This is a genomic window from Micromonospora sp. GCM10011542, assembly GCF_042650685.1.
In the GTDB taxonomy this organism is placed as follows: Bacteria; Actinomycetota; Actinomycetes; order Mycobacteriales; family Micromonosporaceae; genus Micromonospora.
Map to the genome: position 1 here is coordinate 142,951 of NZ_JBHSBO010000063.1, position 23,525 is coordinate 166,475.

At 70.6% G+C, this 23,525-nt stretch carries 24 protein-coding genes; 18 read left to right on the forward strand and 6 right to left on the reverse strand.

The genetic code is table 11. From position 1 onward, the window contains the following. Window positions 1-36 precede the first annotated feature (36 nt). Complete coding sequence (locus tag ACFOW4_RS27745; RefSeq protein ID WP_377533113.1) at window positions 37-2,151, forward strand: transglycosylase domain-containing protein; 2,115 nt, start codon at window positions 37-39, stop codon at window positions 2,149-2,151. 21 nt (window positions 2,152-2,172) lie between these two features. Here the strand turns inward: ACFOW4_RS27745 and ACFOW4_RS27750 are convergent, their stop codons facing one another. Beyond that, window positions 2,173-3,645, reverse strand: coding sequence for an SDR family oxidoreductase (locus ACFOW4_RS27750; protein WP_377533115.1), 1,473 nt, complete (start codon window positions 3,643-3,645; stop codon window positions 2,173-2,175). Between the two features lie 35 nt (window positions 3,646-3,680). Here ACFOW4_RS27750 and glyA point away from each other — a divergent pair, with 35 nt between their 5' ends. From glyA to ACFOW4_RS27815, 13 genes are all read left to right on the forward strand, one after another. Then, window positions 3,681-4,970, forward strand: coding sequence for a serine hydroxymethyltransferase (gene glyA, locus ACFOW4_RS27755; protein ID WP_377533117.1), 1,290 nt, complete (start codon window positions 3,681-3,683; stop codon window positions 4,968-4,970). After that, complete coding sequence (locus ACFOW4_RS27760) at window positions 4,963-5,388, forward strand: hypothetical protein (protein ID WP_377533119.1); 426 nt, start codon at window positions 4,963-4,965, stop codon at window positions 5,386-5,388. Before glyA ends, ACFOW4_RS27760 begins: the two co-directional genes overlap by 8 nt. Before the next feature lie 190 nt (window positions 5,389-5,578). Beyond that, on the forward strand, window positions 5,579-5,815 hold the full coding sequence (locus ACFOW4_RS27765; RefSeq protein WP_377533121.1) for a hypothetical protein: 237 nt from the start codon (window positions 5,579-5,581) through the stop codon (window positions 5,813-5,815). 11 nt (window positions 5,816-5,826) lie between these two features. After that, window positions 5,827-6,624, forward strand: coding sequence for a F0F1 ATP synthase subunit A (gene atpB / locus ACFOW4_RS27770; protein WP_377533123.1), 798 nt, complete (start codon window positions 5,827-5,829; stop codon window positions 6,622-6,624). Between the two features lie 66 nt (window positions 6,625-6,690). Then, a complete protein-coding gene (locus tag ACFOW4_RS27775; protein ID WP_272613278.1) occupies window positions 6,691-6,933 on the forward strand; it encodes a F0F1 ATP synthase subunit C in 243 nt (80 codons plus the stop codon). A 28-nt stretch (window positions 6,934-6,961) separates the two neighbouring features. After that, complete coding sequence (locus tag ACFOW4_RS27780; RefSeq protein ID WP_377533125.1) at window positions 6,962-7,501, forward strand: F0F1 ATP synthase subunit B; 540 nt, start codon at window positions 6,962-6,964, stop codon at window positions 7,499-7,501. Then, window positions 7,501-8,322, forward strand: a complete 822-nt coding sequence (locus ACFOW4_RS27785; RefSeq protein WP_377533127.1) for a F0F1 ATP synthase subunit delta — start codon at window positions 7,501-7,503, stop codon at window positions 8,320-8,322. The genes ACFOW4_RS27780 and ACFOW4_RS27785 overlap by 1 nt, the downstream gene beginning before the upstream one ends. A 118-nt stretch (window positions 8,323-8,440) precedes the next feature. Further along, window positions 8,441-10,093: a F0F1 ATP synthase subunit alpha gene (gene atpA, locus ACFOW4_RS27790; RefSeq protein WP_377533129.1), complete on the forward strand. Its 1,653-nt coding sequence runs from the start codon at window positions 8,441-8,443 to the stop codon at window positions 10,091-10,093. A gap of 4 nt (window positions 10,094-10,097) precedes the next feature. Further along, complete coding sequence (locus tag ACFOW4_RS27795; RefSeq protein ID WP_377533131.1) at window positions 10,098-11,027, forward strand: F0F1 ATP synthase subunit gamma; 930 nt, start codon at window positions 10,098-10,100, stop codon at window positions 11,025-11,027. Further along, window positions 11,027-12,463, forward strand: a complete 1,437-nt coding sequence (gene atpD, locus ACFOW4_RS27800) for a F0F1 ATP synthase subunit beta (RefSeq protein ID WP_377533133.1) — start codon at window positions 11,027-11,029, stop codon at window positions 12,461-12,463. Before ACFOW4_RS27795 ends, atpD begins: the two co-directional genes overlap by 1 nt. Before the next feature lie 221 nt (window positions 12,464-12,684). Then, window positions 12,685-13,830 carry an LCP family protein gene (locus ACFOW4_RS27805; RefSeq protein ID WP_377533135.1) on the forward strand — a complete coding sequence of 382 codons (1,146 nt, stop codon included), beginning with the start codon at window positions 12,685-12,687 and terminating at the stop codon, window positions 13,828-13,830. Between the two features lie 89 nt (window positions 13,831-13,919). Further along, on the forward strand, window positions 13,920-14,204 hold the full coding sequence (locus tag ACFOW4_RS27810) for a F0F1 ATP synthase subunit epsilon (protein ID WP_377533137.1): 285 nt from the start codon (window positions 13,920-13,922) through the stop codon (window positions 14,202-14,204). A 13-nt stretch (window positions 14,205-14,217) separates the two neighbouring features. Next, a complete protein-coding gene (locus ACFOW4_RS27815; RefSeq protein ID WP_377533139.1) occupies window positions 14,218-14,673 on the forward strand; it encodes a DUF2550 domain-containing protein in 456 nt (151 codons plus the stop codon). Between the two features lie 173 nt (window positions 14,674-14,846). Here the strand turns inward: ACFOW4_RS27815 and ACFOW4_RS27820 are convergent, their stop codons facing one another. Both ACFOW4_RS27820 and ACFOW4_RS27825 read right to left on the reverse strand, forming a co-directional pair. Then, a complete protein-coding gene (locus tag ACFOW4_RS27820; RefSeq protein WP_377533141.1) occupies window positions 14,847-15,269 on the reverse strand; it encodes a VOC family protein in 423 nt (140 codons plus the stop codon). Next, window positions 15,245-15,817 (reverse strand): cob(I)yrinic acid a,c-diamide adenosyltransferase, encoded by a 573-nt coding sequence (locus tag ACFOW4_RS27825; RefSeq protein WP_377533143.1) that lies wholly within the window; start codon window positions 15,815-15,817, stop codon window positions 15,245-15,247. Before ACFOW4_RS27825 ends, ACFOW4_RS27820 begins: the two co-directional genes overlap by 25 nt. On the opposite strand from ACFOW4_RS27825, the gene murA reads away from it, so the two are divergent. Then, window positions 15,816-17,258, forward strand: coding sequence for a UDP-N-acetylglucosamine 1-carboxyvinyltransferase (gene murA / locus ACFOW4_RS27830; RefSeq protein ID WP_377533145.1), 1,443 nt, complete (start codon window positions 15,816-15,818; stop codon window positions 17,256-17,258). The genes ACFOW4_RS27825 and murA overlap by 2 nt on opposite strands. A gap of 78 nt (window positions 17,259-17,336) precedes the next feature. After that, window positions 17,337-18,185 (forward strand): 3-hydroxyacyl-CoA dehydrogenase family protein, encoded by an 849-nt coding sequence (locus ACFOW4_RS27835; RefSeq protein ID WP_377533147.1) that lies wholly within the window; start codon window positions 17,337-17,339, stop codon window positions 18,183-18,185. A 56-nt stretch (window positions 18,186-18,241) separates the two neighbouring features. Here ACFOW4_RS27835 and ACFOW4_RS27840 read toward each other — a convergent pair whose 3' ends face one another. Both ACFOW4_RS27840 and ACFOW4_RS27845 read right to left on the reverse strand, forming a co-directional pair. Beyond that, entirely contained in the window at window positions 18,242-19,087 is an 846-nt protein-coding gene (locus ACFOW4_RS27840) for an ABC transporter permease (protein ID WP_377533149.1), read from the reverse strand. Continuing rightward, window positions 19,084-19,932, reverse strand: coding sequence for an ABC transporter ATP-binding protein (locus tag ACFOW4_RS27845; protein ID WP_377533151.1), 849 nt, complete (start codon window positions 19,930-19,932; stop codon window positions 19,084-19,086). Before ACFOW4_RS27845 ends, ACFOW4_RS27840 begins: the two co-directional genes overlap by 4 nt. 151 nt (window positions 19,933-20,083) lie before the next feature. Here ACFOW4_RS27845 and ACFOW4_RS27850 point away from each other — a divergent pair, with 151 nt between their 5' ends. Then, window positions 20,084-22,090, forward strand: coding sequence for a protein meaA (locus ACFOW4_RS27850; protein WP_377533153.1), 2,007 nt, complete (start codon window positions 20,084-20,086; stop codon window positions 22,088-22,090). Between the two features lie 23 nt (window positions 22,091-22,113). On the opposite strand, the gene ACFOW4_RS27855 is transcribed toward ACFOW4_RS27850, so the two are convergent. Beyond that, on the reverse strand, window positions 22,114-22,413 hold the full coding sequence (locus ACFOW4_RS27855; RefSeq protein WP_377533155.1) for a DUF1540 domain-containing protein: 300 nt from the start codon (window positions 22,411-22,413) through the stop codon (window positions 22,114-22,116). Between the two features lie 702 nt (window positions 22,414-23,115). On the opposite strand from ACFOW4_RS27855, the gene ACFOW4_RS27860 reads away from it, so the two are divergent. Continuing rightward, window positions 23,116-23,525 (forward strand): hypothetical protein (locus tag ACFOW4_RS27860; protein WP_377533157.1); only part of this gene is annotated, 410 nt, incomplete at its 3' end.

Here is a 23,525-nt window from a genome sequence, read left to right on the forward strand (position 1 = left end):
GGGTCCTAGCGTGACCGGCTCCTGCGGGGAGAGCTGATGATCCGGGCCCATCTCGACAAACTGCTGACCGTGGTGATCGCCGGTGTGCTGGCCGGGTTGGTGCTGGCGGCGGCCGCCCTGCCGGCAGCCCTGGTCTTCGGGATCGGCTTCACCGCCCTGTCCACGCCCTACTCGGAGCTGCCGAACACGCTGCGTACGCCGCCCACCGCCCAGCGCTCCAACCTCTACGCCAAGGACGGCACCACCCTGATCACCTCCTTCTACCAGGAGGACCGGGTGGACGTGCCGCTGCACGAGGTGGCCCCGGTGATGCGGCAGGCGATCGTGGCGGCCGAGGACGTCCGGTTCTACCAGCACAGCGGCGTGGACCTGCGCGGCGTGGTCCGCGCGTTCACCGTGAACAAGCGCGACGGCCGCACCCGGCAGGGCGCCTCCACGCTGACCATGCAGTACGTCCGCAACGTGCTGAGCAGCGATCCCCGGCTGACCGAGCGGCAGCGCCGGGCGGCCACCGAGATCACCACGGCCCGCAAGATCCAGGAGATGCGGTACGCGCTCGCGCTGGAGCGGGAGATGAGCAAGGAGCAGATCCTCACCCGCTACCTCAACATCGCCTACTTCGGCGCCGGGGCGTACGGCATCGCGGCGGCCAGCACGCGGTACTTCTCCCGCTCGCCGGCCGAGCTGACCCTGGCCCAGGCCGCCCTGCTGGCCGGCCTCGTGCAGTCGCCGGACAACGACGACCCGATCAACGGTGACGCCGACAGCGCGCTGCGCCGACGCACGTACGTGCTGGACCGGATGGTGGAGTCGGGGCAGGTGCCGCCGCAGACGGCCGCCGCCGCCGGAGCCGAGCCGCTGGACCTGCGGCCCAGCGAGACCCCGAACGACTGCACCTCGGTACCCGACGGGCACAACGACTGGGGCTTCTTCTGCGACTGGTTCACCCGCTGGTGGAGCAACCAGTCGGCGTTCGGAGCGAGTGCTGACGAGCGGCAGCGCACGCTGCGCCGCGGCGGGTTCTCCATCGTCTCGTCGCTGGACCCGGCGGTGCAACGGGCCACCACCGAGCAGGTGCTGCGGATCTACCAGCCGACCGAGGCCCGGGCCCTGCCGACCGCGGTGGTGCAGCCGGGCACCGGCCGGGTGCTGGCCATGGCGGTCAACCGCAACTACAGCGTGGCGGACAACCCGGTCGGGCAGAAGAACCACCCGAACACGGTGAACCAGCTGGTCGCCGGCGGCGGGGCGATCGACGGGTACCAGGGTGGGTCCACGTTCAAGCTGTTCGCCATGCTGGCCGCGCTCGAGTCCGGCCTGCCGCTGTCGACCACCTTCAGCGCGCCGACCCGGCTGGTCACCAACTTCCCGGTGACCGGGGAGGCGAGCTGCGACGGTCGCTGGTGCCCGGAGAACGCCAGCCCGTCGTCGATGAACGGCCCGCGCACCATGTGGAGCGCGTTCGGCCGCTCGGTGAACACGTACTTCGCCTGGCTCACCGAGCGGGTCGGCGCGGACCGGGTGGTGGAGATGGCCGAGCGGCTGGGCATCGTCCTGCGCGCCGACTCCGACGCCCGGCTGGCCCGGTACGGGGCGAAGAACTGGGGTCCGTTCACCCTGGGCGTGGCCGCGACCACCCCGCTGGACCTGGCCGGCGCGTACGCGACGGTGGCGGCCGAGGGGATCTGGTGTGCGCCGCTGCCGGTGGTCTCGATCAGCGACTCCGCCGGCCGGCCGGTGGACGCCGCGAAGCCGGACTGCCGACAGGTGATCGACACCGACGTGGCCCGGGCCGCCACGGACGCGGCCCGCTGCCCGGTGGGCGACCAGTCGATGTACGGGCGCTGCGACGGCGGCACGGCGCGGGGGCTGCGGGCGAAGCTGGGCCGGCCGGTGGCCGGCAAGACCGGCAGCTCGGACCGGTACGGGACGGAGTCCGTGGTGGCGTTCACCCCGCAACTCGCGGTGGCCTCGATGGCGGCGAACCCGGACGATCCCCGCGACGCGGTCGGTCAGGCGGTGCAGGCCCGGATGGTGGACGCGGTCGGCGAGGTGCTCGCCTTCGGCCTGCGCGACCAGCCGGTGCGCGACTTCGTGCCGCCCAGCGAACGGACCGCCTTCCAGGTGACCGGGGCCCGCACCGGCGACTGAGCCACCCCACCTGCTCGTGGGTCAGCGCGGGGCGGTGGTCTGCTCCGCGCCGCGGGCGATGTTGCGGGCCATCCCGCCGAAGACCACCGCGTGGAACGGCGCCACCGAGCCCCAGTACGCGTGCCCGGCCAGCCCGCGCGGCAGGAAGACCGCCCGCTGCTGGTAACGGCTGCGCCCGCCGTCGCCCGGCAGCACCCGCATCTCCAGCCAGGCCCGACCGGGCAGCCGCATCTCGGCGCGCAGCCGCAGCAGCTCACCCGGGACGATCTCCTCCACCCGCCAGAAGTCCAGCGCCTCGCCGACCTGGAGCCGGTGTGGGTCGCGCCGGCCGCGGCGCAGCCCCACCCCGCCGATCAGCCGGTCCAGCCACCCGCGCACCGACCAGGCGAGCGGGAACGAGTACCAGCCGTGCTCGCCCCCGACCCCCTCGATGACCCGCCAGAGCGCCTCCGGTGGCGCGTCCACGGTCCGCTCCCGCATGTCGGTGTACACGCTGCCGCCGGACCACTTCGGGTCGGTGGGCAGCGGTTCCGCCGGCGCGTCCGGGCCACTGGCGGTCGACCAGCGGGTCTCCACCTGGGCGTCGCGTACCTTGGCCAGCGCCAACGCCACCGCCTGGTCGAAGCCGGTCAGCCCGTCCGGCGGGTCGGGGACGTGGCGGGCGATGTCGTGTTCGCGCGCGACCGCCTCGTGGATCAGGCTCTCCACCAGCGGCCGGGCGATGGCGTTCGGTACCGGGGTGACCAGCCCGACCCAGTGCGAGGAGAGCGACGGGGTCAGCGGCCGGACCGGCACGATGATCCGCCGGCGCAGACCCGCCACCTGGGCGTAGCGCTGCATCATCTCCAGGAAGGTGAGGATGTCCGGTCCGCCGATGTCGAAGCCGCGGTTCACCTCCGGCGGCAGCGCCGCGCAGCCGGCCAGGTAGTGCAGCACGTCGCGGACGGCGATCGGCTGGATGCGGTTGCTTACCCAGCGCGGGGTGACCATCGCGGGCAGCCGCTCGGTCAGGTAGCGCAGCATCTCGAACGAGGCGGAACCCGACCCGATGATCACCGCGGCCCGGAGCACCGCCGTGGGCACCCCGCTGGACAGCAGGATCCGGCCCACCTCGGCGCGGGACCGCAGGTGCGGCGAGGGGATCTCCTGGTCGGAGGCCGGCTCGGGCCCGCCCAGGTAGACGATCCGGCGTACGCCGGCGCTCCGGGCCGCCGCCGCGAAGTTGGTCGCCGCCTCGCGGTCGGCCTCCTCGAAGTCCGGCCGGCCCAGCGAGTGCACCAGGAAGTAGGCGACGTCCACGTCGGCGAAGGCGGCCGGCAGCGTCTCGGGCCGGCTCAGGTCGCCCTGGACGATCTCCGCCGCCGACGCCCAGGGCACGTCGCGCAGCCGGCCGGCCTTGCGGGCCAGGCAGCGCACCGTGTGGTCGTCGGTGAGCAGGCGCGGCGCGAGGCGTCCGCCGATATAACCCGTGGCTCCGGTGACGAGGCATCTCACGGTTTCCAGTGTGCGGCCCCCTAGACTCCTTCGCTGTGGACACCGAGACGAGCACCTTCTGGGGGCCGGATTTCGCCCAGCTACGGGCCACCGATCCGGAGATCGCCGGCGTGGTGCTGGGTGAGCTGGACCGGCTGCGCGGCGGCCTTCAGCTGATCGCCAGCGAGAACCTGACGTCGCCGGCGGTGCTGGCCGCGCTCGGCTCGACGCTGACCAACAAGTACGCGGAGGGCTATCCGGGCCGGCGCTACTACGGCGGCTGCGCCGAGGTGGACCGGGCCGAGGAGATCGGCATCGCCCGGGCGAAGGAACTCTTCGACGCCGAGCACGCCAACCTCCAGCCGCACTCCGGGGCGAGCGCCAACCTGGCCGCGTACGCCGCGCTGTTGCAGCCGGGGGACACGGTGCTGGCCATGGACCTGCCGCACGGCGGGCACCTGACCCACGGCAGCCGGGTGAACTTCTCCGGCCGGTGGTTCGCGACGGTGGGCTACACGGTGCGGCCGGACACCGAGCTGATCGACTACGACGAGGTACGCGACCTGGCCCGGGCGCACCGACCCAAGATGATCATCTGCGGCGCGACGGCCTATCCGCGACTGATCGACTTCGCCGCGTTCCGGGAGATCGCCGACGAGGTCGGGGCGTACCTGATGGTGGACGCGGCGCACTTCATCGGGCTGGTCGCCGGCAAGGCGATTCCCTCCCCGGTGCCGTACGCCGACGTGGTCTGCGCCACCACCCACAAGGTGCTGCGCGGCCCGCGCGGCGGCATGATCCTCTGCCGGGAGTCGCTGGCCCAGCGCGTCGACAAGGCGGTCTTCCCGTTCACCCAGGGCGGCCCGCTGATGCACGCGGTGGCGGCCAAGGCCGTGGCACTGCGCGAGGCCGCGCAGCCGGAGTTCCAGGGCTACGCCGCCCAGGTGGTCCGCAACGCGCAGGCGCTCGCCGCCGGGCTGGCCGCGGAGGGGATGCGCCCGGTCTCCGGCGGCACCGACACCCATCTCGCCCTGGTCGACCTGCGCGAGGTGGGGGTGACCGGCGCGGAGGCCGAGGCGCGCTGCGACGCGGCGGCGATCACGCTGAACAAGAACGCCATCCCGTACGACCCGCAGAAGCCGATGGTCGCCTCCGGCATCCGGGTCGGTACGCCCAGCGTCACCACCCAGGGCATGCGCGAGGGGGAGCTGCGGCAGGTGGCGACCCTGATCGCCCGGGCGGTACGGGCCGATCCCGGCGCGCCGGGTGGCACGGACGAACTGGCCCGGGTCGGCGCCGAGGTGGCCGAGCTGGTCGCCGCGTTTCCGGCGTACCCCCGTGGCTGAGCCGAGGGTGGCCGCGACCGCCACCGACGGGCGTTGGCGGCTGCGACACCTGCCGGTGCTGCTGGCCGCGTCGGCGGCGCTGGCGGCGGCGGCCGCGGTGCTGGGCGGGGTGACCCGCGGCGCGGACGGCGCGCTCGGCGCGGCGGTCGGGGTGGGGATCACCGTGGCCAGCTACACCCTCACCACCGTGGTGCTGGCCCGCGCCGACCAGATCAACCCGCAGCTGCTGCTCCCGCTGGGGCTCGGCCTGTACGCGCTCAAGTTCACCCTGCTGGGTGTGGTGATGGTGGCGGTGGCCTCGACCGGCTGGCCCGGGTTGATCCCGCTCTGCCTCGGGATCGTCGCCGGGGTGGCAGTGTGGACGGCGGTGCACATCTGGTGGCTGAGCACCGTGCACGCCCGCCGGCCGAGCGACTGACCTGGCGGTCGACCGGTCGTCCCATCTGTCGAAACGCGCGGCGACGTGTCGGCCACCGGTCATTTTCCCGTGGCCGGAAGGGGAGTAGCGTGCCCACAGACGACGCAGCCCGCGAGACACCCACACAACCACGGTTGTGCGGGGGGTGAGGCACAGCCTCGTCTTCCCGGCTGATATCGTTCGCCCCGTCATGGCTGGTGACCAAACCCCCCGTCCCGCCGGTGAACCGGACGACTCTCCGTCCGGCGCCGGTCAGGGCTGGACCGCGCTCAGCTACCTCATCGGAGGCATGCTCGTGTGGGGTTTCATCGGCTGGCTGGTCGACCAGTGGCTCGACACCGGTGGCGTCGCCACCGGGATCGGCGTCGTGCTCGGCATGGCCGGGGGAATCATCCTGGTCGTCCGCCGACTCGGCACGCCTACTTAGGAAGGGACGCGGTGTTCGGACAGGCGAACGTCCTGGCAGCGGGCCAGGCGAATTTCCCACCTAGCGTGGAGGACTTCTACCTGCCCAGCATCCTGCCCTGGGGTGCGCACGACTCGTACTGGTTCACCAAGATCACGGCAATGGTCTGGATCGCCGTCGGCGTCCTGATCATCTTCTTCCTGGCGACCTACCGGAAGCCCCAGCTCGTGCCGACCAAGAAGCAGTGGCTCGCCGAGTCGATCTACGGCTTCGTGCGGAACAACATCGCGGTCGACATGATCGGGCACCAGGGCGTGCGGTTCGCGCCGTACTTCACCACGCTGTTCTGCTTCGTGCTGCTGACGAACGCGTTCGCGATCATTCCGTTCTTCCAGATCTCGCCGAACTCGCACATCGCCTTCCCGGCGTTCCTCGCGGTGATCAGCTACGTGCTGTTCAACTACATCGGCATCCGGCACCACGGTTTCGCCAAGTACTTCAAGAACTCTCTGGTTCCGCCGGCGCCCTGGTACATCCTGCCGCTGCTGATCCCGATCGAGCTCTTCTCGACCTTCATCGTCCGGCCGTTCTCGCTGGCCGTCCGTCTCTTCGCGAACATGTTCGCGGGTCACATGCTCCTGCTGGTCTTCACGCTCGGCGGCTTCGCGATGCTGAGCGCCAACGCCTGGCTGGCGCCGGTCTCGGTGCTCTCCTGGGTGATGACCATCGCGCTCACCTTCCTCGAGTTCCTGGTGATCTGCCTGCAGGCATACGTCTTCACCGTCCTGACCGCCAGCTACGTGCAGGGCGCGCTCGCCGAAGAGCACTGATCCACCGCACCATCCGTTGTCGTCCCGCGTGAGAGTCACGCGTGATAACCAGGAGGAACCACACCAATGGACGCTAGCGTTCTCGCCGAGGTCACCGGTAGCACCGCTGCCATCGGCTACGGTCTCGCCGCCATCGGCCCGGGCATCGGCGTCGGCCTGGTCTTCGCCGCCTACATCCAGTCGACCGCCCGTCAGCCGGAGTCGTCGCGGATGACCCTGCCGTACGTCTGGATCGGCTTCGCCGTCATCGAGGCGCTGGCGCTGCTCGGCATCGCCTTCGGCTTCATCTGGGCCGGCACCGCAGCCTGATCCAGCCCCTTTGACCGGGAGGTCTTCCATGTACTTCCTCGCCGCTGAGGGTGGTGAGTCGACCCACAACCCGATCATCCCGCTCTGGCAGGAGATCGTGGTCGGCAGCATCGCCTTCGCCGTCCTCTGCTTCGTGCTGATGAAGTTCGTCTTCCCCCGCATGGAGCAGACGTTCCAGGCCCGGGTCGACGCGATCGAGGGTGGCATCAAGCGCGCCGAGGCCGCCCAGGCCGAGGCGAACCAGCTGCTCGAGCAGTACCGTGCCCAGCTCGCCGAGGCGCGGACCGACGCTGCCAAGATCCGGGACGACGCCCGGGCCGACGCCGAGGGCATCCGGCAGGACATCCTCGCCAAGGCGCGGGAGGAGTCCGACCGGATCATCGCGGCGGGCAAGGACCAGCTGGCCGCCGAGCGGGCCACCATCGTGCGCGAGCTGCGTACCGAGGTCGGCACCATCGCGGTGGACCTGGCCAGCAAGATCGTCGGTGAGTCGCTGGCCGACGAGGCGCGGCGCAAGGGCACCGTCGACCGGTTCCTGAGCGGTCTCGAGAGCGCGGGGGCCCGCTGATGCAGGCCGCTAGCCGGGAGTCGTACAAGGTCGCGGTCGAGCGCCTCGACATGTACGTCCGCGGTTCGGAGCCGTCGGCGGTGACCGCCGCCGCCGACGACCTCCTCTCCGTCGCCGCGCTGCTGCGGCGCGAGCCGCGGCTGCGCCGGGCGCTCTCCGAGCCGTCGCGTGCGGCCGCGGACCGCGCCGGCCTGCTCGGCGACATGCTGCGCGACCGGATCCACGCCGGAGCGCTGGACCTGCTCGCGACGCTGGTCTCCGGCCGTTGGTCGGCGCCGTCGGAACTGCTCGACGGCACCGAGCGCCTCGGCGTGGAGGCGCTGCTCGCCAGCGCCGACACGGCCGGCGAGCTGGGCGAGGTCGAGGACGAGCTGTTCCGCTTCGGCCAGGTCGTGGCCGGTCAGCCGGAGCTGTCCAACCTGCTGGCCGATCCGGCCGCCCCGGTCGAGCAGCGGGCCACCCTGGCCCGTGAGCTGCTCGCCGGCAAGGCCCGCCCGGTCACCGTCCGCCTTGTCGAGGTGGCGCTGGGCGGGTTCGGGGGACGCTCCTTCACCGGGGCGCTCACCCGGCTGGTCGAGCTCGCCGCCGAACGGCGGGACCGGCAGGTGGCGTACGTGACCGTCGCTGCTCCGTTGAGTGACGCGGACGAGCGCCGACTGGGCGCGAGCCTGGCCGCGATATACGGTCGGGAGGTGTCCGTCAAGCAGACGGTCAACCCCGACGTTCTGGGTGGCGTGAGTGTGCGGGTCGGCTCCGACCTGTACGACGGCACCATCCTGCGCCGCCTCAACGAGACCCGCAACGCGCTCGCGAAGCGCTGAGCGGCCCCGCCGCGCAGCGGCTGAGGCAGCTCTGCCCGCAGCACCCGCGCATGACAGACGCCATTCGGACCGGTCGGTACTAGGTATCCCGGGCCCCTGAATTTTAAGGAAGCAGAGGATGGCCGAGCTGACCATCTCGACGGAGGAGATCCGCGGCGCCCTGGAGCGCTACGTCTCCTCCTACTCGTCCGACGTCTCCCGCGAGGAGGTCGGCACCGTCGCCGACACCGGCGATGGCATCGCCCACGTCGAGGGCCTGCCCTCGACCATGACCAACGAGCTCCTGGAGTTCGAGGACGGCACGCTCGGCGTGGCGCTGAACCTCGACGTCCGGGAGATCGGCGTCGTCGTTCTCGGTGACGCCGCCAAGCTCGAGGAGGGGCAGCGCGTCAAGCGCACCGGCCGGGTGCTCTCCGTGCCGGTCGGCGACGCCTTCCTCGGCCGCGTGGTCGACGCGCTCGGCCAGCCGATCGACGGTCTCGGTGACATCGCCAACGAGGGCTTCCGCGAGCTGGAGCTGCAGGCTCCGAACGTGATGTCCCGCCAGTCGGTGTCCGAGCCGCTGCAGACGGGCATCAAGGCGATCGACGCCATGACCCCGATCGGTCGGGGCCAGCGGCAGCTGATCATCGGCGACCGGAAGACCGGCAAGACCACGGTCGCGCTGGACGCCATCCTCAACCAGCGGGACAACTGGCGCACCGGCGACCCGAAGAAGCAGGTCCGCTGCATCTACGTCGGCATCGGCCAGAAGGCCTCCACGATCGCCTCGATCAAGGGCCAGCTGGAGGAGGCCGGCGCGATGGAGTACACCACCATCGTCGCCTCCCCGGCGTCCGACCCGGCCGGCTTCAAGTACCTCGCCCCGTACACCGGCTCGTCCATCGGGCAGCACTGGATGTACGGCGGCAAGCACGTCCTGATCGTCTTCGACGACCTGAGCAAGCAGGCCGAGGCGTACCGGGCCGTGTCGCTGCTGCTGCGTCGCCCGCCGGGCCGCGAGGCGTACCCGGGTGACGTCTTCTACCTGCACTCCCGCCTGCTGGAGCGCTGCGCGAAGCTCTCCGACGAGCTGGGTGGCGGCTCGATGACCGGTCTGCCGATCATCGAGACGAAGGCCAACGACATCTCGGCCTTCATCCCGACCAACGTCATCTCGATCACCGACGGCCAGATCTTCCTCGAGACGGACCTGTTCAACCAGGGCGTCCGGCCGGCGATCAACGTCGGCACCTCGGTCTCCCGGGTCGGTGGCGCCGCGCAGGTGAAGCCGATGCGCAAGGTCGCCGGTTCGCTGCGGCTCAACCTGGCCCAGTACCGCGAGCTGGAGGCGTTCGCCGCCTTCGCCTCGGACCTGGACAAGGCCTCCCGGGCCCAGCTGGACCGCGGTGTCCGGCTGGTCGAGCTGCTCAAGCAGCCGAACTACTCGCCGTTCCCGGTGCAGGAAGAGGTCGTCACGGTCTGGGCCGGCACCGAGGGCAAGCTGGACGACGTCCCGGTGGGTGACATCCGGCGCTTCGAGGCGGAGTTCCTGCAGTACCTGCGGCACAAGCACGAGGGCGTGCTGGCCGGCATCGCCGACAACCAGTGGAACGACGACATCACCTCCTCGCTGGACGCGGCGATCGCCGAGTTCAAGCAGGTCTTCCTCGGCAAGGGCGAGGAGCGCCGGGTCAACGACGCGCCGGCCGCGCCGCTGGAGGGCGAGGAGAACCGCGAGACGGTGACGCGCTTCCGCGACGGCACGACCGACCGCCCGGCCGAGAGCTGATCCCATGGCGGCCCAGGTACGCGTTCTTCGTCAACGGATCCGCTCGGCGAAGTCGATGAAGAAGATCACCAAGGCGATGGAGCTCGTGGCGACGAGCCGGATCGCCAAGGCCCAGGCCCGGGTGGAGGCGTCCCTGCCGTACGCCCAGGCCATCACCGGCGTGCTCACGGCGCTGGCGTCCAACGCGCGCATCGACCACCCGCTGCTCACCCCGCGTGAGCGGGTGCGGCGGGCGGGCGTGCTGCTGGTCACCAGCGACCGTGGCCTGGCCGGTGGTTACAGCTCCAACGCGATCCGGACGGCGGAGTCGCTGATCGCCCGGCTGCGGGCCGACGGTAAGGAGCCGGTGCTCTACGTCATCGGGCGTAAGGGCGTCGGGTTCTACCGGTTCCGCAACCGGGAGATGGCGGCGAACTGGACGGGCTTCAGCGAGCAGCCCTCCTTCGACGACGCCCGCACCGTGGGCGAGACGCTGATCAAGGCGTTCTCGGCCGGCGCGGACGACGCCGACGGCAATGCGGGGGCGGACGGCGTGCTCGGCATCGACGAGTTGCACATCGTCTTCACCGAGTTCCACTCGCTGATGACCCAGACCCCGGTTGCCAAGATCATCGGGCCGATGCAGGTCGAGGACCGGCCCCGGTCCGAGGGGCTGCTGCCGGCGTACGAGTTCGAGCCGGAGGCGGAGGCGCTGCTCGACGCGCTGCTGCCGAGATACATCAACACGCGGATCTACGCGGCGTTGATCGAGTCGGCGGCGAGCGAGTCGGCGGCTCGGCGGCGGGCGATGAAGAGCGCCACCGACAATGCCGAAGAAATGATCGAGAAGTACACGCGTGAGATGAACTCGGCCCGTCAGGCCGGCATCACCCAGGAGATCAGCGAGATCGTCGGCGGCGCCAACGCGCTGGCCGCGTCGGGAAGTGAAGTGTGATGACTGCCCCAGTAGAGACCAAGACGGCCACGGGTCGCGTGGTCCGGGTCATCGGCCCGGTCGTCGACGCCGAGTTCCCGCGCGACGCCATGCCGGCCCTGTTCAACGCCCTGCACGTGCACGTGACCCTGTCCGGCGGTGAGAAGAAGCTGACCCTCGAGGTCGCCCAGCACCTGGGTGACAACGTGGTCCGCGCCATCTCGATGCAACCGACCGACGGCCTGGTCCGCGGCTCCGAGGTGCGCGACACCGGCTCGCCGATCACCGTTCCGGTGGGTGACGCGGTCAAGGGCCACGTGTTCAACGCGATCGGCGAGGTCCTCAACCTCACCGAGGGCGAGACGCTCACCCCGGACGACCACTGGGGCATCCACCGCAAGGCCCCGGCCTTCGCGGACCTGGAGCCGAAGACGGAGATGCTGGAGACCGGCATCAAGGTCATCGACCTGCTCGCCCCGTACGTCAAGGGCGGCAAGATCGGTCTGTTCGGCGGCGCGGGTGTGGGCAAGACGGTGCTCATCCAGGAGATGATCACCCGAGTGGCCCGCAACTTCGGTGGTACCTCGGTCTTCGCCGGCGTGGGTGAGCGCACCCGTGAGGGCAACGACCTCATCGCCGAGATGACCGAGTCCGGCGTCATCGACAAGACCGCGCTGGTCTACGGCCAGATGGACGAGCCGCCGGGCACCCGGCTGCGGGTCGCCCTCTCCGCGCTGACCATGGCGGAGTACTTCCGCGACGTGAAGAAGCAGGAGGTGCTGCTCTTCATCGACAACATCTTCCGCTTCACCCAGGCCGGCTCCGAGGTCTCCACCCTGCTCGGCCGGATGCCGAGCGCGGTGGGTTACCAGCCGACCCTGGCCGACGAGATGGGCGAGCTCCAGGAGCGGATCACCTCCGTCCGGGGCCAGGCCATCACCTCGATGCAGGCGATCTACGTGCCGGCGGACGACTACACCGACCCCGCCCCGGCCACCACGTTCGCCCACCTCGACGCGACCACCAACCTGGAGCGGTCGATCTCCGACAAGGGCATCTACCCGGCCGTGGACCCGCTGGCGTCCTCGTCCCGGATCCTCGCCCCGGAGTTCGTCGGCCAGGAGCACTTCCAGGTGGCCACCGAGGTGAAGCGGATCCTGCAGCGCTACCGCGACCTGCAGGACATCATCGCCATCCTCGGCATCGAGGAGCTCTCCGAGGAAGACAAGATCACCGTGGCCCGGGCCCGGCGGATCGAGCGCTTCCTGTCGCAGAACACCTACGCGGCGGAGCAGTTCACCGGCGTGCCGGGCTCGACGGTCCCGATCAAGGAGACCATCGAGGCGTTCCGCAAGATCAGCGAGGGCGAGTACGACCACTTCCCCGAGCAGGCGTTCTTCATGTGCGGCGGTCTCGAGGACCTCGAGGCCAAGGCCAAGGAGCTGATGAAGGGCTGACAGCCCTGATCGGACCCGAACGACAAAGACTGCCCCGGCATCGCCGGGGCAGTCTTTCGTTCATTCAGCCCCCAACATCTCCGCCGTTCGCTTCTGTCCGGTCGTCGTTTGCGAGCAACCCGAGATACGGTCGTTTCGCGCGCTCACCCCGATGAGCGTTGATCTTTGCAACCTTTCGGCTGCGTGCGCCCGTCTCCTATTCGTGGGCGTGACGAACGGAGATGCTCGTGGGTAAGGCCGGCAAACGTGGCCGCAGGTCGTCCATCTGGCGGGGCGTGCCGCGATGGGCCCGGATCTGCACGGTGTTCGGCACGGTGCTGACCATGCTCAGCGGGGCGGTGCTGGTCGGCACCGAGGTGCTGATGGCCCGCTACGAGGGCGCCGTCGGCAAGGCCGACCTCTTCGGCGACCAGTCCGCCGGGGCGGCGCAACCGCGCAAGAGCGACATCAAGGGTCCGCTCAACATCCTGCTGGTCGGCATCGACCCGCGGACCCCGACCGCGGTGCCGCTGGCGGACTCGATCATGGTGCTGCACGTGCCGGCCGACATGGACCGCGCGTACCTCTTCTCGCTGCCGCGCGACCTGGTGGTCGACATTCCCGAGTTCACTCCCGCCAACTTCGACGGCCGCACCGACAAGCTCAACGCGGCCATGTCGCACGGCAGCCGGATACCCGGCGAGAACCCGAACGCCGCCCGCGGCTTCGAGTTGCTCGCCACCACCGTGCAGAACGTGACCGGGATCAAGCGGTTCGACGCCGGCGCGATCATCAACTTCACCGGCTTCCAGAAGATCGTCGACGCGATGGGCGGCGTCGACATGTACGTCGAGCGGGACGTGAAGTCCGAACACAAGAAGCCGGATGGCACCGCACGGCCGGGCAACCCGGGCGGCGAGGGCTACATCGGCCCCCAGGCTGTCTACCCGAAGGGCAACCATCACCTCAGCGGGTGGCAGGCGTTGGACTACGTCCGGCAGCGCTACCCGAAGAACGGTGTCCCGGACGCCGACTACGGCCGGCAGCGCCACCAGCAGCAGTTCGTCAAGGCCATGGTCGGCCAGGCGTTCAGCGCCGACGTGGTGGCCAACCCGCTCAAGCTGGACAAGGTGCTCCGCGCGGCCGGCCAGTCGCTGATCTTCAGCGGCCGGGGCCACAGTGTGGTGGACTTCGGTATCGCGCTGAAGAACATCCGGCCCGACACCATTCAGATGGTGAAGCTGGCGGGTGGCCCGATCTACAACGGGTCGAGGTACAAGGGTGAACAGTTCCAGCCGGGGGTGACGGACTTCTTCACCGCCCTGCACAACGAGCAACTGGACCCGTTCCTGCTGGAGCATCCGGAATTCGTCAACAAGTCCAAGTAGTCGTGGCGCAGCTCTCCCCACCCGCGTTGGGGTCGGGTGGGCGCCGGGACTAGACTTTCGGCAATCCGCAGCCGCAGCAAGGAGACAGCGTGGCACAGCAGCTTCACGTCGAGCTCGTCGCCGTCGAGGAGAAGGTCTGGTCCGGTGAGGCCGAGATGGTCGTCGCCCGAACGACCGAGGGTGAGCTCGGCGTGCTGCCGGGGCACGCTCCGCTGCTCGGCCAGCTCGCCGAGCCCGGCCAGGTACGCATCAAGCTCCCCGGTGGCGAGCAGGTCACGTACGACGTGGACGGCGGGTTCCTGTCGGTGAGCGCCGAGGGCGTCACCGTCCTGGCCGAGAGCGCCACCCCGGCCTCCGCCGCGCAGAGCCGCTGAGCCCGTACCGCGGATGGAGATCGTCGAGGGGATCGGGATCGCGGTCGCGCTCATTCTCTGCGCACTGCTGATCCTCTTCGTCCGGCGGGCCCTCGTCACCCGCAGCGGTGGCATCATCCGGCTCAGCGTCCGGGTCTCCACGATGCTCGACGGCCGGGGCTGGTCGCCCGGCTTCGGCCGGTTCGCCGGCGACGAACTCCGCTGGTACCGGATGTTCAGCTTCGCCCTGCGACCCAAGCGGGTGCTCTCCCGCAAGGGGCTCGCGGTCGAGCGACGGCGGTTGCCCGAAGGGCAGGAGCGGCTCTCCATGCCCGCCGACTGGGTGATCCTCCGCTGTACCAGTCACCACGCACCGGTGGAGATCGCCATGGCGCGATCGACCGTCACCGGTTTTCTCTCCTGGCTCGAGGCCGCCCCTCCGGGGGCGGTCTCGCCGCGTCTGGCCTCTCAGGACTGGCCGGCTGCCTGAGGCCGCCTTTGGTCACTGTCGGGGTTTCCGGGGAGCCCGCCCGGCTCCGGGCGGTCAGGCTTGATCCCTCCGCCGGGCGGGCTCCCCGGAAACCCTCGTGGGCACTGGGCGTCGTTCCGGTGCGGTTCTTGTCGACTGCCGTTACCGGTTAGCGATCAGCTCTGCCCCTGTCGTCACCGGTCCGGGGTGGCGACCAGTTCGACCTCGTACCCCTGATTGTCGGTGAGGTAGGCGGCGTAGGTCTGGGGGCCGCCGGCGTGTGGGTGCCGGTCGCCGAAGAGCAGCGACCAGCCGTGTGCCGGCGCCTCCGTGACCAGCCGGTCCACGGCGGCCGGGGGGCCGGCGTGGAACGCCAGGTGGTTGAGGCCGGGGGCGAGCCGGTCGTGCGCCCGCCCGGACAGCGCTGGTGACTGCTCCAGGACCAGGTAGGTCGGGCCGAGGCGCCAGGAGCGCCCGGCCGGCCAGTCCTGGAAGGTGGTCCAACCCAGCTCGCCGAGGAGCCAACCCCAGCTGCGGATGGCCGCGCCCAAATCGGGCACCCAGACCTCGACGTGGTGCAGTGCGCCGACGGTCAGCGGTCCCCGCCCGGCACCCATAGCACATCTCCGGCCGGATTTGCCGTTCTTGACAGGATAAAGAGCAGATCGGAAAGCCTGTTGAGATACTTTGCCGGGAGCGGGCTCGTCCGCTCCGGGTCGTGGCTGACCAGCGCCCACGCCGCTCGTTCGGCGCGTCGGGCGATGGTCCGGGCCACGTGCAGCAGCGCCGCACCCGCGGTGCCGCCGGGGAGGATGAAGGAGTCGAGCTTGCTCAGGCGTGCGTTGTACTCGTCGCACCAGCCCTCGAGGCGCTCGACGTACGCCTCCGTCACCCGCAGCGGCGGGTACTTCGGCTCCGGCTCGACCGGCGTGGACAGGTCGGCGCCCACGTCGAACAGGTCGTTCTGCACCGACCCCAGCACCGCCCGCAGCTCCTCGTCGAGCTGTCCCAGGGCGAGTGCGACGCCGATCGCCGCGTTGCACTCGTCGACGTCGGCGTACGCGGCGATCCGTGGATCGGTCTTCGGCACCTGCTCGTTGTTGCTCAGCCTGGTCATGCCGGCATCGCCGGCCTTGGTGTAGATGCGCGTGAGGTGGACGGCCATGACGCACAGCCTACGGATACCGGAACTGACGATCCCGGCGCGGCCGGACACCGCCGCCGGCTGGCCACCCGTGGCGGGTCGCGGCGAATCCTGCGACCCGGCGGTCAACGACGTCGACGTCATCCGGGTACGCGGTGACGCCCGGTTGGCCGGCGCGGTGCACGTGGTCGGCGCGAAGAACTCGGCGTTGAAGTTGATGGCCGCCGCGCTGCTCGCCCCCGGCCGCAGCGTGATCACCAACGTTCCCCGGATCACCGACATCGCCATCATGGGCGAGGTGCTGCGCCGGTTGGGTTGCGACGTCCGCTTCGACGCGGACGACCCGGTCGACCTGATGGTCGCCCGTGGCGGGGTGGCCCGCTCCCGGTCGGTCACGATCGACGTGCCGGAGCAGCCGGGCGCGGACGCCGACTACGACCTGGTCCGTCGGCTGCGCGCGTCGATCTGCGTGCTCGGTCCGCTGCTGGCCCGCCGGGGGTACGTGCGGGTCGCCCACCCGGGCGGCGACGCGATCGGCTCGCGCGGGCTGGACATGCACATCTCCGGGCTGACCCGGATGGGCGCGGACATCTCCGGTGAGCACGGATTCGTGATCGCGTCCGCGCCGCACGGACTGCGCGGCGCGGAGATCGTGCTGGACTTCCCCAGCGTGGGTGCGACCGAGAACCTGGTGATGGCGGCGGTGCTGGCCCAGGGCACCACGGTGATCGACAACGCGGCCCGGGAGCCGGAGATCGTCGACATCTGCACGATGCTCACCCGGATGGGCGCCCGGATCTCCGGCGCCGGCACCTCCACCCTGCGCATCGTCGGGGTGCCCTCGCTGCACCCGGTGCGGCACGCCACGGTGGGGGACCGGATCGTCGCGGGCACCTGGGCCTTCGGCGCGGCGATGACCCGTGGGGACGTTACGGTGACCGGCCTGGACCCGGCCTTCCTGGAGGTCGCGCTGGACAAGGTGGTCGCGGCCGGCGGTCTCGTGGAGACCCGGGCGGAAGCCTTCCGGGTCCGGATGGACGACCGTCCCCGGGCGGTGGACGTGGTCACGCTGCCGTATCCGGGCTTCGCCACCGACCTGCTGCCGATGGCGATCGGGCTGGCCGCGGTCAGCGACGGGGCCTCACTGATCACCGAGAACATCTTCGACGGCCGGTTCATGTTCGCCAACGAGATGGTCCGCCTCGGCGCGGACATCAAGACCGACGGGCACCACGCGGTGGTCCGGGGCCGGGACCGGCTCTCCGGAGCGCCGGTGCGGGCCACCGACATCCGCGCCGGTGCCGGGCTGATCATCGCCGGGCTCTGCGCGGACGGGATAACCGAGGTCTCGCACGTGCACCACGTCGACCGCGGCTACCCCGACTTCGTGGCCGACCTACGGGCGCTCGGGGTGACCGTCGAGCGGGACACCACCCCGGAGGAGCCGGCCCTGGAGATCTGACGGCACACTCCCTTAGCGGTCGTTCAGGCCCGCCGACTAGGGTGCAGGCAGGCACTCAAACAGGCGAGGGAGAAGCAGATGGCGGGTCGACTCGCGGTCGTCGGGGCCGGGCTGATGGGTTCCGGCATCGCCCAGGTGGCGGCGCAGGCGGGCTGGCAGGTGACGCTGCGGGACCTGGACGACGCCGCCACCACGCGCGGCATCGACGGCATCCGGAAATCGCTCACTAAGTTCGCCGAGAAGGGCAGGATCGAGGCGTCCGACGTCGAGGCGACGCTCGGCCGGATCACCCCGACCACCGACCTGGAGGCGGCGGCCGACGCGGACATCGTGGTCGAGGCGGTCTTCGAGCGGCTGGAGATCAAGCACGAGGTCTTCCGCGCGCTCGACAAGATCTGCAAGTCCGACGCGGTGCTCGCCACCAACACCTCGGCCATCCCGGTCACCCAGATCGCCGCGGTGACCGAGCGCCCCGAATCGGTCGTCGGCACCCACTTCTTCTCGCCGGTGCCGATGATGCAGCTCTGCGAGCTGGTCCGCGGCTACAAGACCAGCGACGCCACGCTGGCCACCGCGCGTACCTTCGCCGAGGAGATCGGCAAGACCGTGGTGGTGGTCAACCGGGACATCGCCGGCTTCGTCACCACGCGGCTGATCTCCGCTCTGGTGGTCGAGGCGGTCAAGCTGGTCGAGTCCGGCGTGGTGTCGGCGGAGGACCTGGACACCGCGTGCCGGCTGGGCTTCGGCCACGCCATGGGCCCGCTGGCCACCACCGACCTCACCGGTGTGGACGTGCTGCTGCACGCCTCGAAGAACATCTACACCGACACGGCGGACGAGAAGTTCTTCCCGCCGGAGCTGCTCCAGCGCATGGTCACCGCCGGTGACCTGGGTCGCAAGACCGGCAAGGGCTTCTACTCGTACTGAGTCCCGGCATGCGAAAGGGGGCGGGCGCACAGCGCCCGCCCCCTTTCTTCGGCTGTTCAGCCGTCGCGCTTGGTGGTCCAGCGGAAGGTGGTCAGGCAGAGCGCCAGACCGATCACGCACCACAGGGCCAGCACCAGGGCGACCCGGCCCAGCTCGAACGAGCCGCCCGGCTCCTGGGCGCCGAAGCTCTCCGGCAGGAAGACCGCCCGCAGCCCCTGGCACATCCACTTGAGCGGGAAGAGCGCGGCCACCTGCTGCATCCAGTTGGGCAGCTCGGTGAAGACGAAGAACACCCCGGAGATGAACTGGAGCACCAGGGCCACCGGGGTGACCACGGCGGAGCCACTGCGTGCGGTGCGGGCCAGCGACGAGATGGCGATGCCGCACAGGGTGCAAGCGGTCACGCCGAGCACCGAGACCCAGCCGAAGGTGAACCACTTCCCGGCGGTGCCGGGCAGCTTCAGGTCGAACAGGGCCACCGCGACGGCCAGCAGCAGCGCGGTCTCGGCGATGCCGATCGCCACCACCATGAGCACCTTGCCGGCGAACCACACCCACTTGGGCATCGGCGTACCCCGGTAGCGTTTGAGCACGCCCCGGTCCCGCTCGATCGGGATCCAGATGCCGAGGTTCTGGAAGCTGACCGTCATCAGCCCGGTCGCGATCATGCCGGTGATGAAGTACTGGGTGAACTTGACCCCGCCGCCGATCTCCCCGCTGAAGATCGACGCGAAGATCAGGATCATGATGATCGGGAAGCCCATGGTGAAGACCACGGACTCCCGGCTGCGCAGGAACTGGGTGATCTCCAGTCGGCCCTGACGCAGGGCGAGGGCACCTGGGCCCAGCCGTCGGGCCGGGCGCGCGGCGACCGGGGTCGCCGCCTTCGTCGTCGCGGTCATGAGTGTCCGATCATCGAGAGGTAGACGTCCTCCAGGGTCGGCCGGGTCACGGTGAGGCCGGGGACCTCACCGGAGAACCGCGCGGCCAAGTCCGCCACCAGGGCCGTCGGCGTGGCGCTCTGCGCGGTCTCCAACGACCCGTCGGGGGTACGCCAGGAAACCGTGGCCAGGGCCTCCTGCCGGTTGCCCAGCCGGTTCGGCGCCGCGACCTCGACCAGCCGGCCGCCGGCGATCACACCGACCCGGTCCGCGAGGGCCTCGGCCTCGTCCAGGTAGTGCGTGGTGAGCACGATCGTGGTGCCCGCGGCGGCGAGGTCGCGGATCAGCTCCCAGAACTCGCGGCGCGCCTCCGGGTCGAAGCCGGTGGTCGGCTCGTCGAGGAAGAGCAGCTCCGGGCGGCCGATGATGCCCAGCGCCACGTCGAGGCGGCGCTTCTGCCCCCCGGAGAGGGTGTGCGTGCGCGCCTTCGCCTTGCCAGCCAGCCCGACCCGCTCGATCACCTTGTCCGGGTCGTCGGCGTCCGGGTAGAAACCGGAGAAGTGCCGGATCACCTCGGCCACGGTCAGCTCGTCGAACTCGCCGGTGCCCTGGAGCACGATGCCCACCCGGGATCGCCAACCGGGGTCTGGATGAGCCGGGTCCGCGCCGAGCACGGTGACCTCGCCGGCGTCGCGGCGCCGGTAGCCCTCCAGGATCTCCACCGTCGTGGTCTTGCCCGCCCCGTTCGGGCCGAGCAACGCGAACACCTCGCCCCGGCGGACGTCGAGGTCCACGCCGCCCACCGCGACGTTGTCGCCGTACGCCTTGCGCAGCCCCCGTACGGAGATGGCCAGCTCGTCATCCATGCCGTCAAGTGTGCGTCCTGGCGGCGGCGGCACGCCGCCCGGGGTGTGGCGGTCCGCGCCACTGCGCACGCTTCGCACCCGGACGTCCGCGACATGGACCTGTGTGGTTTTCCACAGCTCCTTTTACTGAACGGTAACTTAGACTCCGGCCATGGACGAGAAGGCTTCCCCGGGACGGTTGCCGGAGCGCGACCGGCCATGGGTGATGCGCACCTACGCCGGGCACAGCTCGGCCGCCGCGACCAACGCGCTCTTCCGCCGCAACCTGGCGAAGGGGCAGACCGGCCTCTCGGTCGCCTTCGACCTGCCCACCCAGACCGGGTACGACCCGGACCACGAACTGGCCAGCGGCGAGGTGGGCCGGGTCGGCGTGCCCGTCGCGCACCTGGGTGACATGCGGGCGCTCTTCGACGGCATCCCGCTGGCCGACATGAACACCTCGATGACCATCAACGCCCCCGCGATGTGGCTGCTCGCCCTCTACGGCACCGTCGGCGTCGAGCAGGGCGCCGAACTGGCCCGCTGCGCCGGGACGACGCAGAACGACATCATCAAGGAGTACCTGTCCCGGGGGACGTACATCTTCCCTCCGGCGGCGTCGCTGCGGCTGACCGCGGACGTCATCGCGTACACGCTGCGCGAGATGCCCCGCTGGAACCCGGTCAACATCTGCTCGTACCACCTCCAGGAGGCCGGCGCGACGCCCGTGCAGGAGGTCGGCTTCGCGCTGGCCACCGCGGTCGCCGTGCTCGACGCGGTATGCGACTCCGGCCAGGTGCCCGCCGAGCGGATGGGCGACGTGGTCCAGCGGATCTCGTTCTTCGTCAACGCCGGGGTGCGCTTCGTCGAGGAGATCGCCAAGATGCGCGCGTTCGGCGCGCTCTGGGACGAGATCACCCGCGACCGGTACGGCGTCTCCGAGGCCCGGCAGCGCCGGTTCCGGTACGGCGTGCAGGTCAACTCGCTCGGCCTGACCGAGGCGCAGCCGGAGAACAACATCCAGCGCATCGTGCTGGAGATGCTCGGCGTGACCCTGTCCCGCGACGCCCGCGCCCGCGCGGTGCAACTGCCCGCCTGGAACGAGGCGCTGGGCCTGCCCCGCCCTTGGGACCAGCAGTGGTCGCTGCGCATGCAGCAGGTCCTGGCGTACGAGTCGGACCTGCTCGAATACCCGGACCTCTTCGCCGGCTCGCACGTGATGACCGCACTGGTCGACGAGATCGTCACCGGCGCCCGCATCGAGTTGGACAAGGTGCTGGAGATGGGCGGCGTGGTCGCCGCCGTGGAGACCGGCTACCTCAAGAGCGCTCTGGTGGCCTCGCTCGCCGAGCGCCGCCGCCGGATGGAGTCCGGCGCCGACGTGGTGGTCGGCGTCAACCGGTTCACCGAAACCGAGCCCTCCCCGCTGACCGCGGCCGGCGCGGAGGCGGTGGAACAGGTCGACCCGGCCGTCGAGGCGGCGGCTGTCACCTCCGTACGCGAGTGGCGGGCCGGCCGGGACAGCGCTTCGGTCGACGCGGCCCTGGCCCGGCTCCGCGCCGACGCCGCCACCAGCGCCAACCTTATGACGGCGACGCTGGAGTGCGTCCGGGCAGGGGTGACCACCGGGGAGTGGGCTGGCGCGCTGCGCCAGGTCTTCGGCGAGTACCGCGCGCCGACCGGGCTCACCGGCGGGGCCGGCACGGGCGGCGACCCGGGGCTGGCCGCCGTCCGCGAGCGGGTCACCGCCACCGCCCGCGAGCTGGGCAGCGGCCGGCTACGGCTGCTGGTCGGCAAGCCCGGCCTGGACGGGCACTCCAACGGCGCCGAGCAGATCGCGGTACGCGCCCGCGACGCCGGCTTCGAGGTCGTCTACCAGGGCATCCGGCTGACCGCCGGGCAGATCGTCGCCGCCGCGGTCGAGGAGGACGTCGACCTGGTCGGGCTCTCCGTGCTCTCCGGCTCGCACCTGGCCGCGGTGCCGGCGGTGCTCGACGGCCTGCGCGCCGCCGGCCGGGCGGACCTGCCGGTGGTGGTCGGCGGCATCATCCCGGCCGGTGACGCGGAGACGCTGCGGGCAGCCGGCGTGGCCCGGGTCTTCACCCCGAAGGACTTCGCCCTCACCGGCATCATCGACGACCTGGTGACCGTCATTCGCGAGGCCAACGACCTACCCTGACCCGCGCCACCTCCCGGCGTGTGTCAGCGGTGGTCGTAGGTGATGCAGTCGGCCATGTCGTTGTCCGGGCCGACCTTGATGGCGGGCGCGTGGCACTCCAACTGCTCGTTGTGCCGGCAGTCGGCCCGCTGGCAGGCGCCCACCTGCGCCGTCAGGTTCTGCACGCCGGCGTGCACCCCCGGTGACTCAATGAAGGTGTGGCAGTGCGCATGATCCATGCTGCCGATCGTGATGGCGAAGGCATGGCAGTCACCGGTGTGGTTGTACGCGCAGGCGGCGACCACACACTCCTGGACCCGGGGCATCTCCATCGCTGCGGTCATGCCAACCTCCCATAGGCTCTTGCCCCGATCCTAGGCTTTTGCCGGGTTCGGTGAGGGTGATCCACTCCGTATCGCCGATGTCGGGCTATCCCGTTCGCCAGGATGCCCCGATATCCCCGATACCGAGTGGATCTCCAGCGAAGACTGCGCCGCCCGCGAGGTTTGGGCGATTCGTCCCACACGAGTCGGCGAGGTCAATGCCCCCGGGGCCGGACATGTGCCGTCTGGACCGGTCCGCGGTGTGACCGGCGGCATCCGTGCGACGGAATCGGGACCGGCCGGCCGTCGTTACATACCCTGACGATCGCAGCACCGCCGGTCCCCAAGCCGGCCCGCCGCTCACCGGCCCGGCCGGAATGCCGGCCACCGCTCGGTCGTTTCACATCCCCGAACGACCGCACCAGCGCCCGCCTCACCGGGTGTTCGCGGATCGGCCCGCCCCCCGGAATGACCCCGGCCCGAGCGTCGTTACACCACCCCGAACGACCGCACCAGCACCCGCTTCCCAGGGGTGTTCGCGGATGGGTCCGGTCTCGGAATGACCCTGGTCCGACGGTCGTTACACACCCGGCGCCACGAGCCTGCGCCCGTGAAGTCGCCGAACCCCAAGACTTTCCCCTTGTGTGAGGCGCCCGACGAGGTGCTGACACCGCGGCCGTTCCCCCGGCCATGGTGTTTCCTACCCCCGAAGGAGCTACCCCCATGAACACGATCATCCGTAAGAGCATGCTGTCCGTTGCTGGTCTCGCCTTCGCCGGTGGCATCTTCGCCGGGCCCGTCGCCGCCCACGCCGCCACCCCGGTGGCGGACGCCAAGCCCGTCGCGATGGTGCAGGCCGACAAGTCCGACAAGCCCGATGCCGGCAAGCTGATCCCGCACGGTGTGCAGGGTAAGCAGTCGCGCATCGACCTGAACGATGAGCAGACGGCCAATGTCAAGGCGATCATCGCGGCGACGAAGAAGGCCGGCCTGCCCGAGCGCGCCGCGGTCATCTCGATCGCCACCAGTTTGCAGGAGTCGAAGCTGGAGAACCTCGGTCACCTCGGCGATGCCAATGACCACGACTCGCTGGGCCTGTTCCAGCAGCGCCCGAGCTCGGGTTGGGGCACGCC

What these genes read in the sequence shown, in the direction of transcription:
- ACFOW4_RS27745 (WP_377533113.1), top strand. Translation starts at nt 37, where the DNA reads ATGATCCGGGCCCATCTCGACAAACTGCTGACCGTGGTGATCGCCGGT.
- ACFOW4_RS27765 (WP_377533121.1), top strand. Translation starts at nt 5,579, where the DNA reads ATGGCTGGTGACCAAACCCCCCGTCCCGCCGGTGAACCGGACGACTCT.
- ACFOW4_RS27775 (WP_272613278.1), top strand. Translation starts at nt 6,691, where the DNA reads ATGGACGCTAGCGTTCTCGCCGAGGTCACCGGTAGCACCGCTGCCATC.
- ACFOW4_RS27780 (WP_377533125.1), top strand. Translation starts at nt 6,962, where the DNA reads ATGTACTTCCTCGCCGCTGAGGGTGGTGAGTCGACCCACAACCCGATC.
- ACFOW4_RS27785 (WP_377533127.1), top strand. Translation starts at nt 7,501, where the DNA reads ATGCAGGCCGCTAGCCGGGAGTCGTACAAGGTCGCGGTCGAGCGCCTC.
- atpA (WP_377533129.1), top strand. Translation starts at nt 8,441, where the DNA reads ATGGCCGAGCTGACCATCTCGACGGAGGAGATCCGCGGCGCCCTGGAG.
- ACFOW4_RS27795 (WP_377533131.1), top strand. Translation starts at nt 10,098, where the DNA reads ATGGCGGCCCAGGTACGCGTTCTTCGTCAACGGATCCGCTCGGCGAAG.
- atpD (WP_377533133.1), top strand. Translation starts at nt 11,027, where the DNA reads ATGACTGCCCCAGTAGAGACCAAGACGGCCACGGGTCGCGTGGTCCGG.
- ACFOW4_RS27805 (WP_377533135.1), top strand. Translation starts at nt 12,685, where the DNA reads ATGCTCGTGGGTAAGGCCGGCAAACGTGGCCGCAGGTCGTCCATCTGG.
- ACFOW4_RS27815 (WP_377533139.1), top strand. Translation starts at nt 14,218, where the DNA reads ATGGAGATCGTCGAGGGGATCGGGATCGCGGTCGCGCTCATTCTCTGC.
- ACFOW4_RS27820 (WP_377533141.1), bottom strand. Translation starts at nt 15,269, where the DNA reads ATGGGTGCCGGGCGGGGACCGCTGACCGTCGGCGCACTGCACCACGTC.
- murA (WP_377533145.1), top strand. Translation starts at nt 15,816, where the DNA reads ATGACGCACAGCCTACGGATACCGGAACTGACGATCCCGGCGCGGCCG.
- ACFOW4_RS27825 (WP_377533143.1), bottom strand. Translation starts at nt 15,817, where the DNA reads ATGGCCGTCCACCTCACGCGCATCTACACCAAGGCCGGCGATGCCGGC.
- ACFOW4_RS27835 (WP_377533147.1), top strand. Translation starts at nt 17,337, where the DNA reads ATGGCGGGTCGACTCGCGGTCGTCGGGGCCGGGCTGATGGGTTCCGGC.
- ACFOW4_RS27840 (WP_377533149.1), bottom strand. Translation starts at nt 19,087, where the DNA reads ATGACCGCGACGACGAAGGCGGCGACCCCGGTCGCCGCGCGCCCGGCC.
- ACFOW4_RS27845 (WP_377533151.1), bottom strand. Translation starts at nt 19,932, where the DNA reads ATGGATGACGAGCTGGCCATCTCCGTACGGGGGCTGCGCAAGGCGTAC.
- ACFOW4_RS27850 (WP_377533153.1), top strand. Translation starts at nt 20,084, where the DNA reads ATGGACGAGAAGGCTTCCCCGGGACGGTTGCCGGAGCGCGACCGGCCA.
- ACFOW4_RS27855 (WP_377533155.1), bottom strand. Translation starts at nt 22,413, where the DNA reads ATGACCGCAGCGATGGAGATGCCCCGGGTCCAGGAGTGTGTGGTCGCC.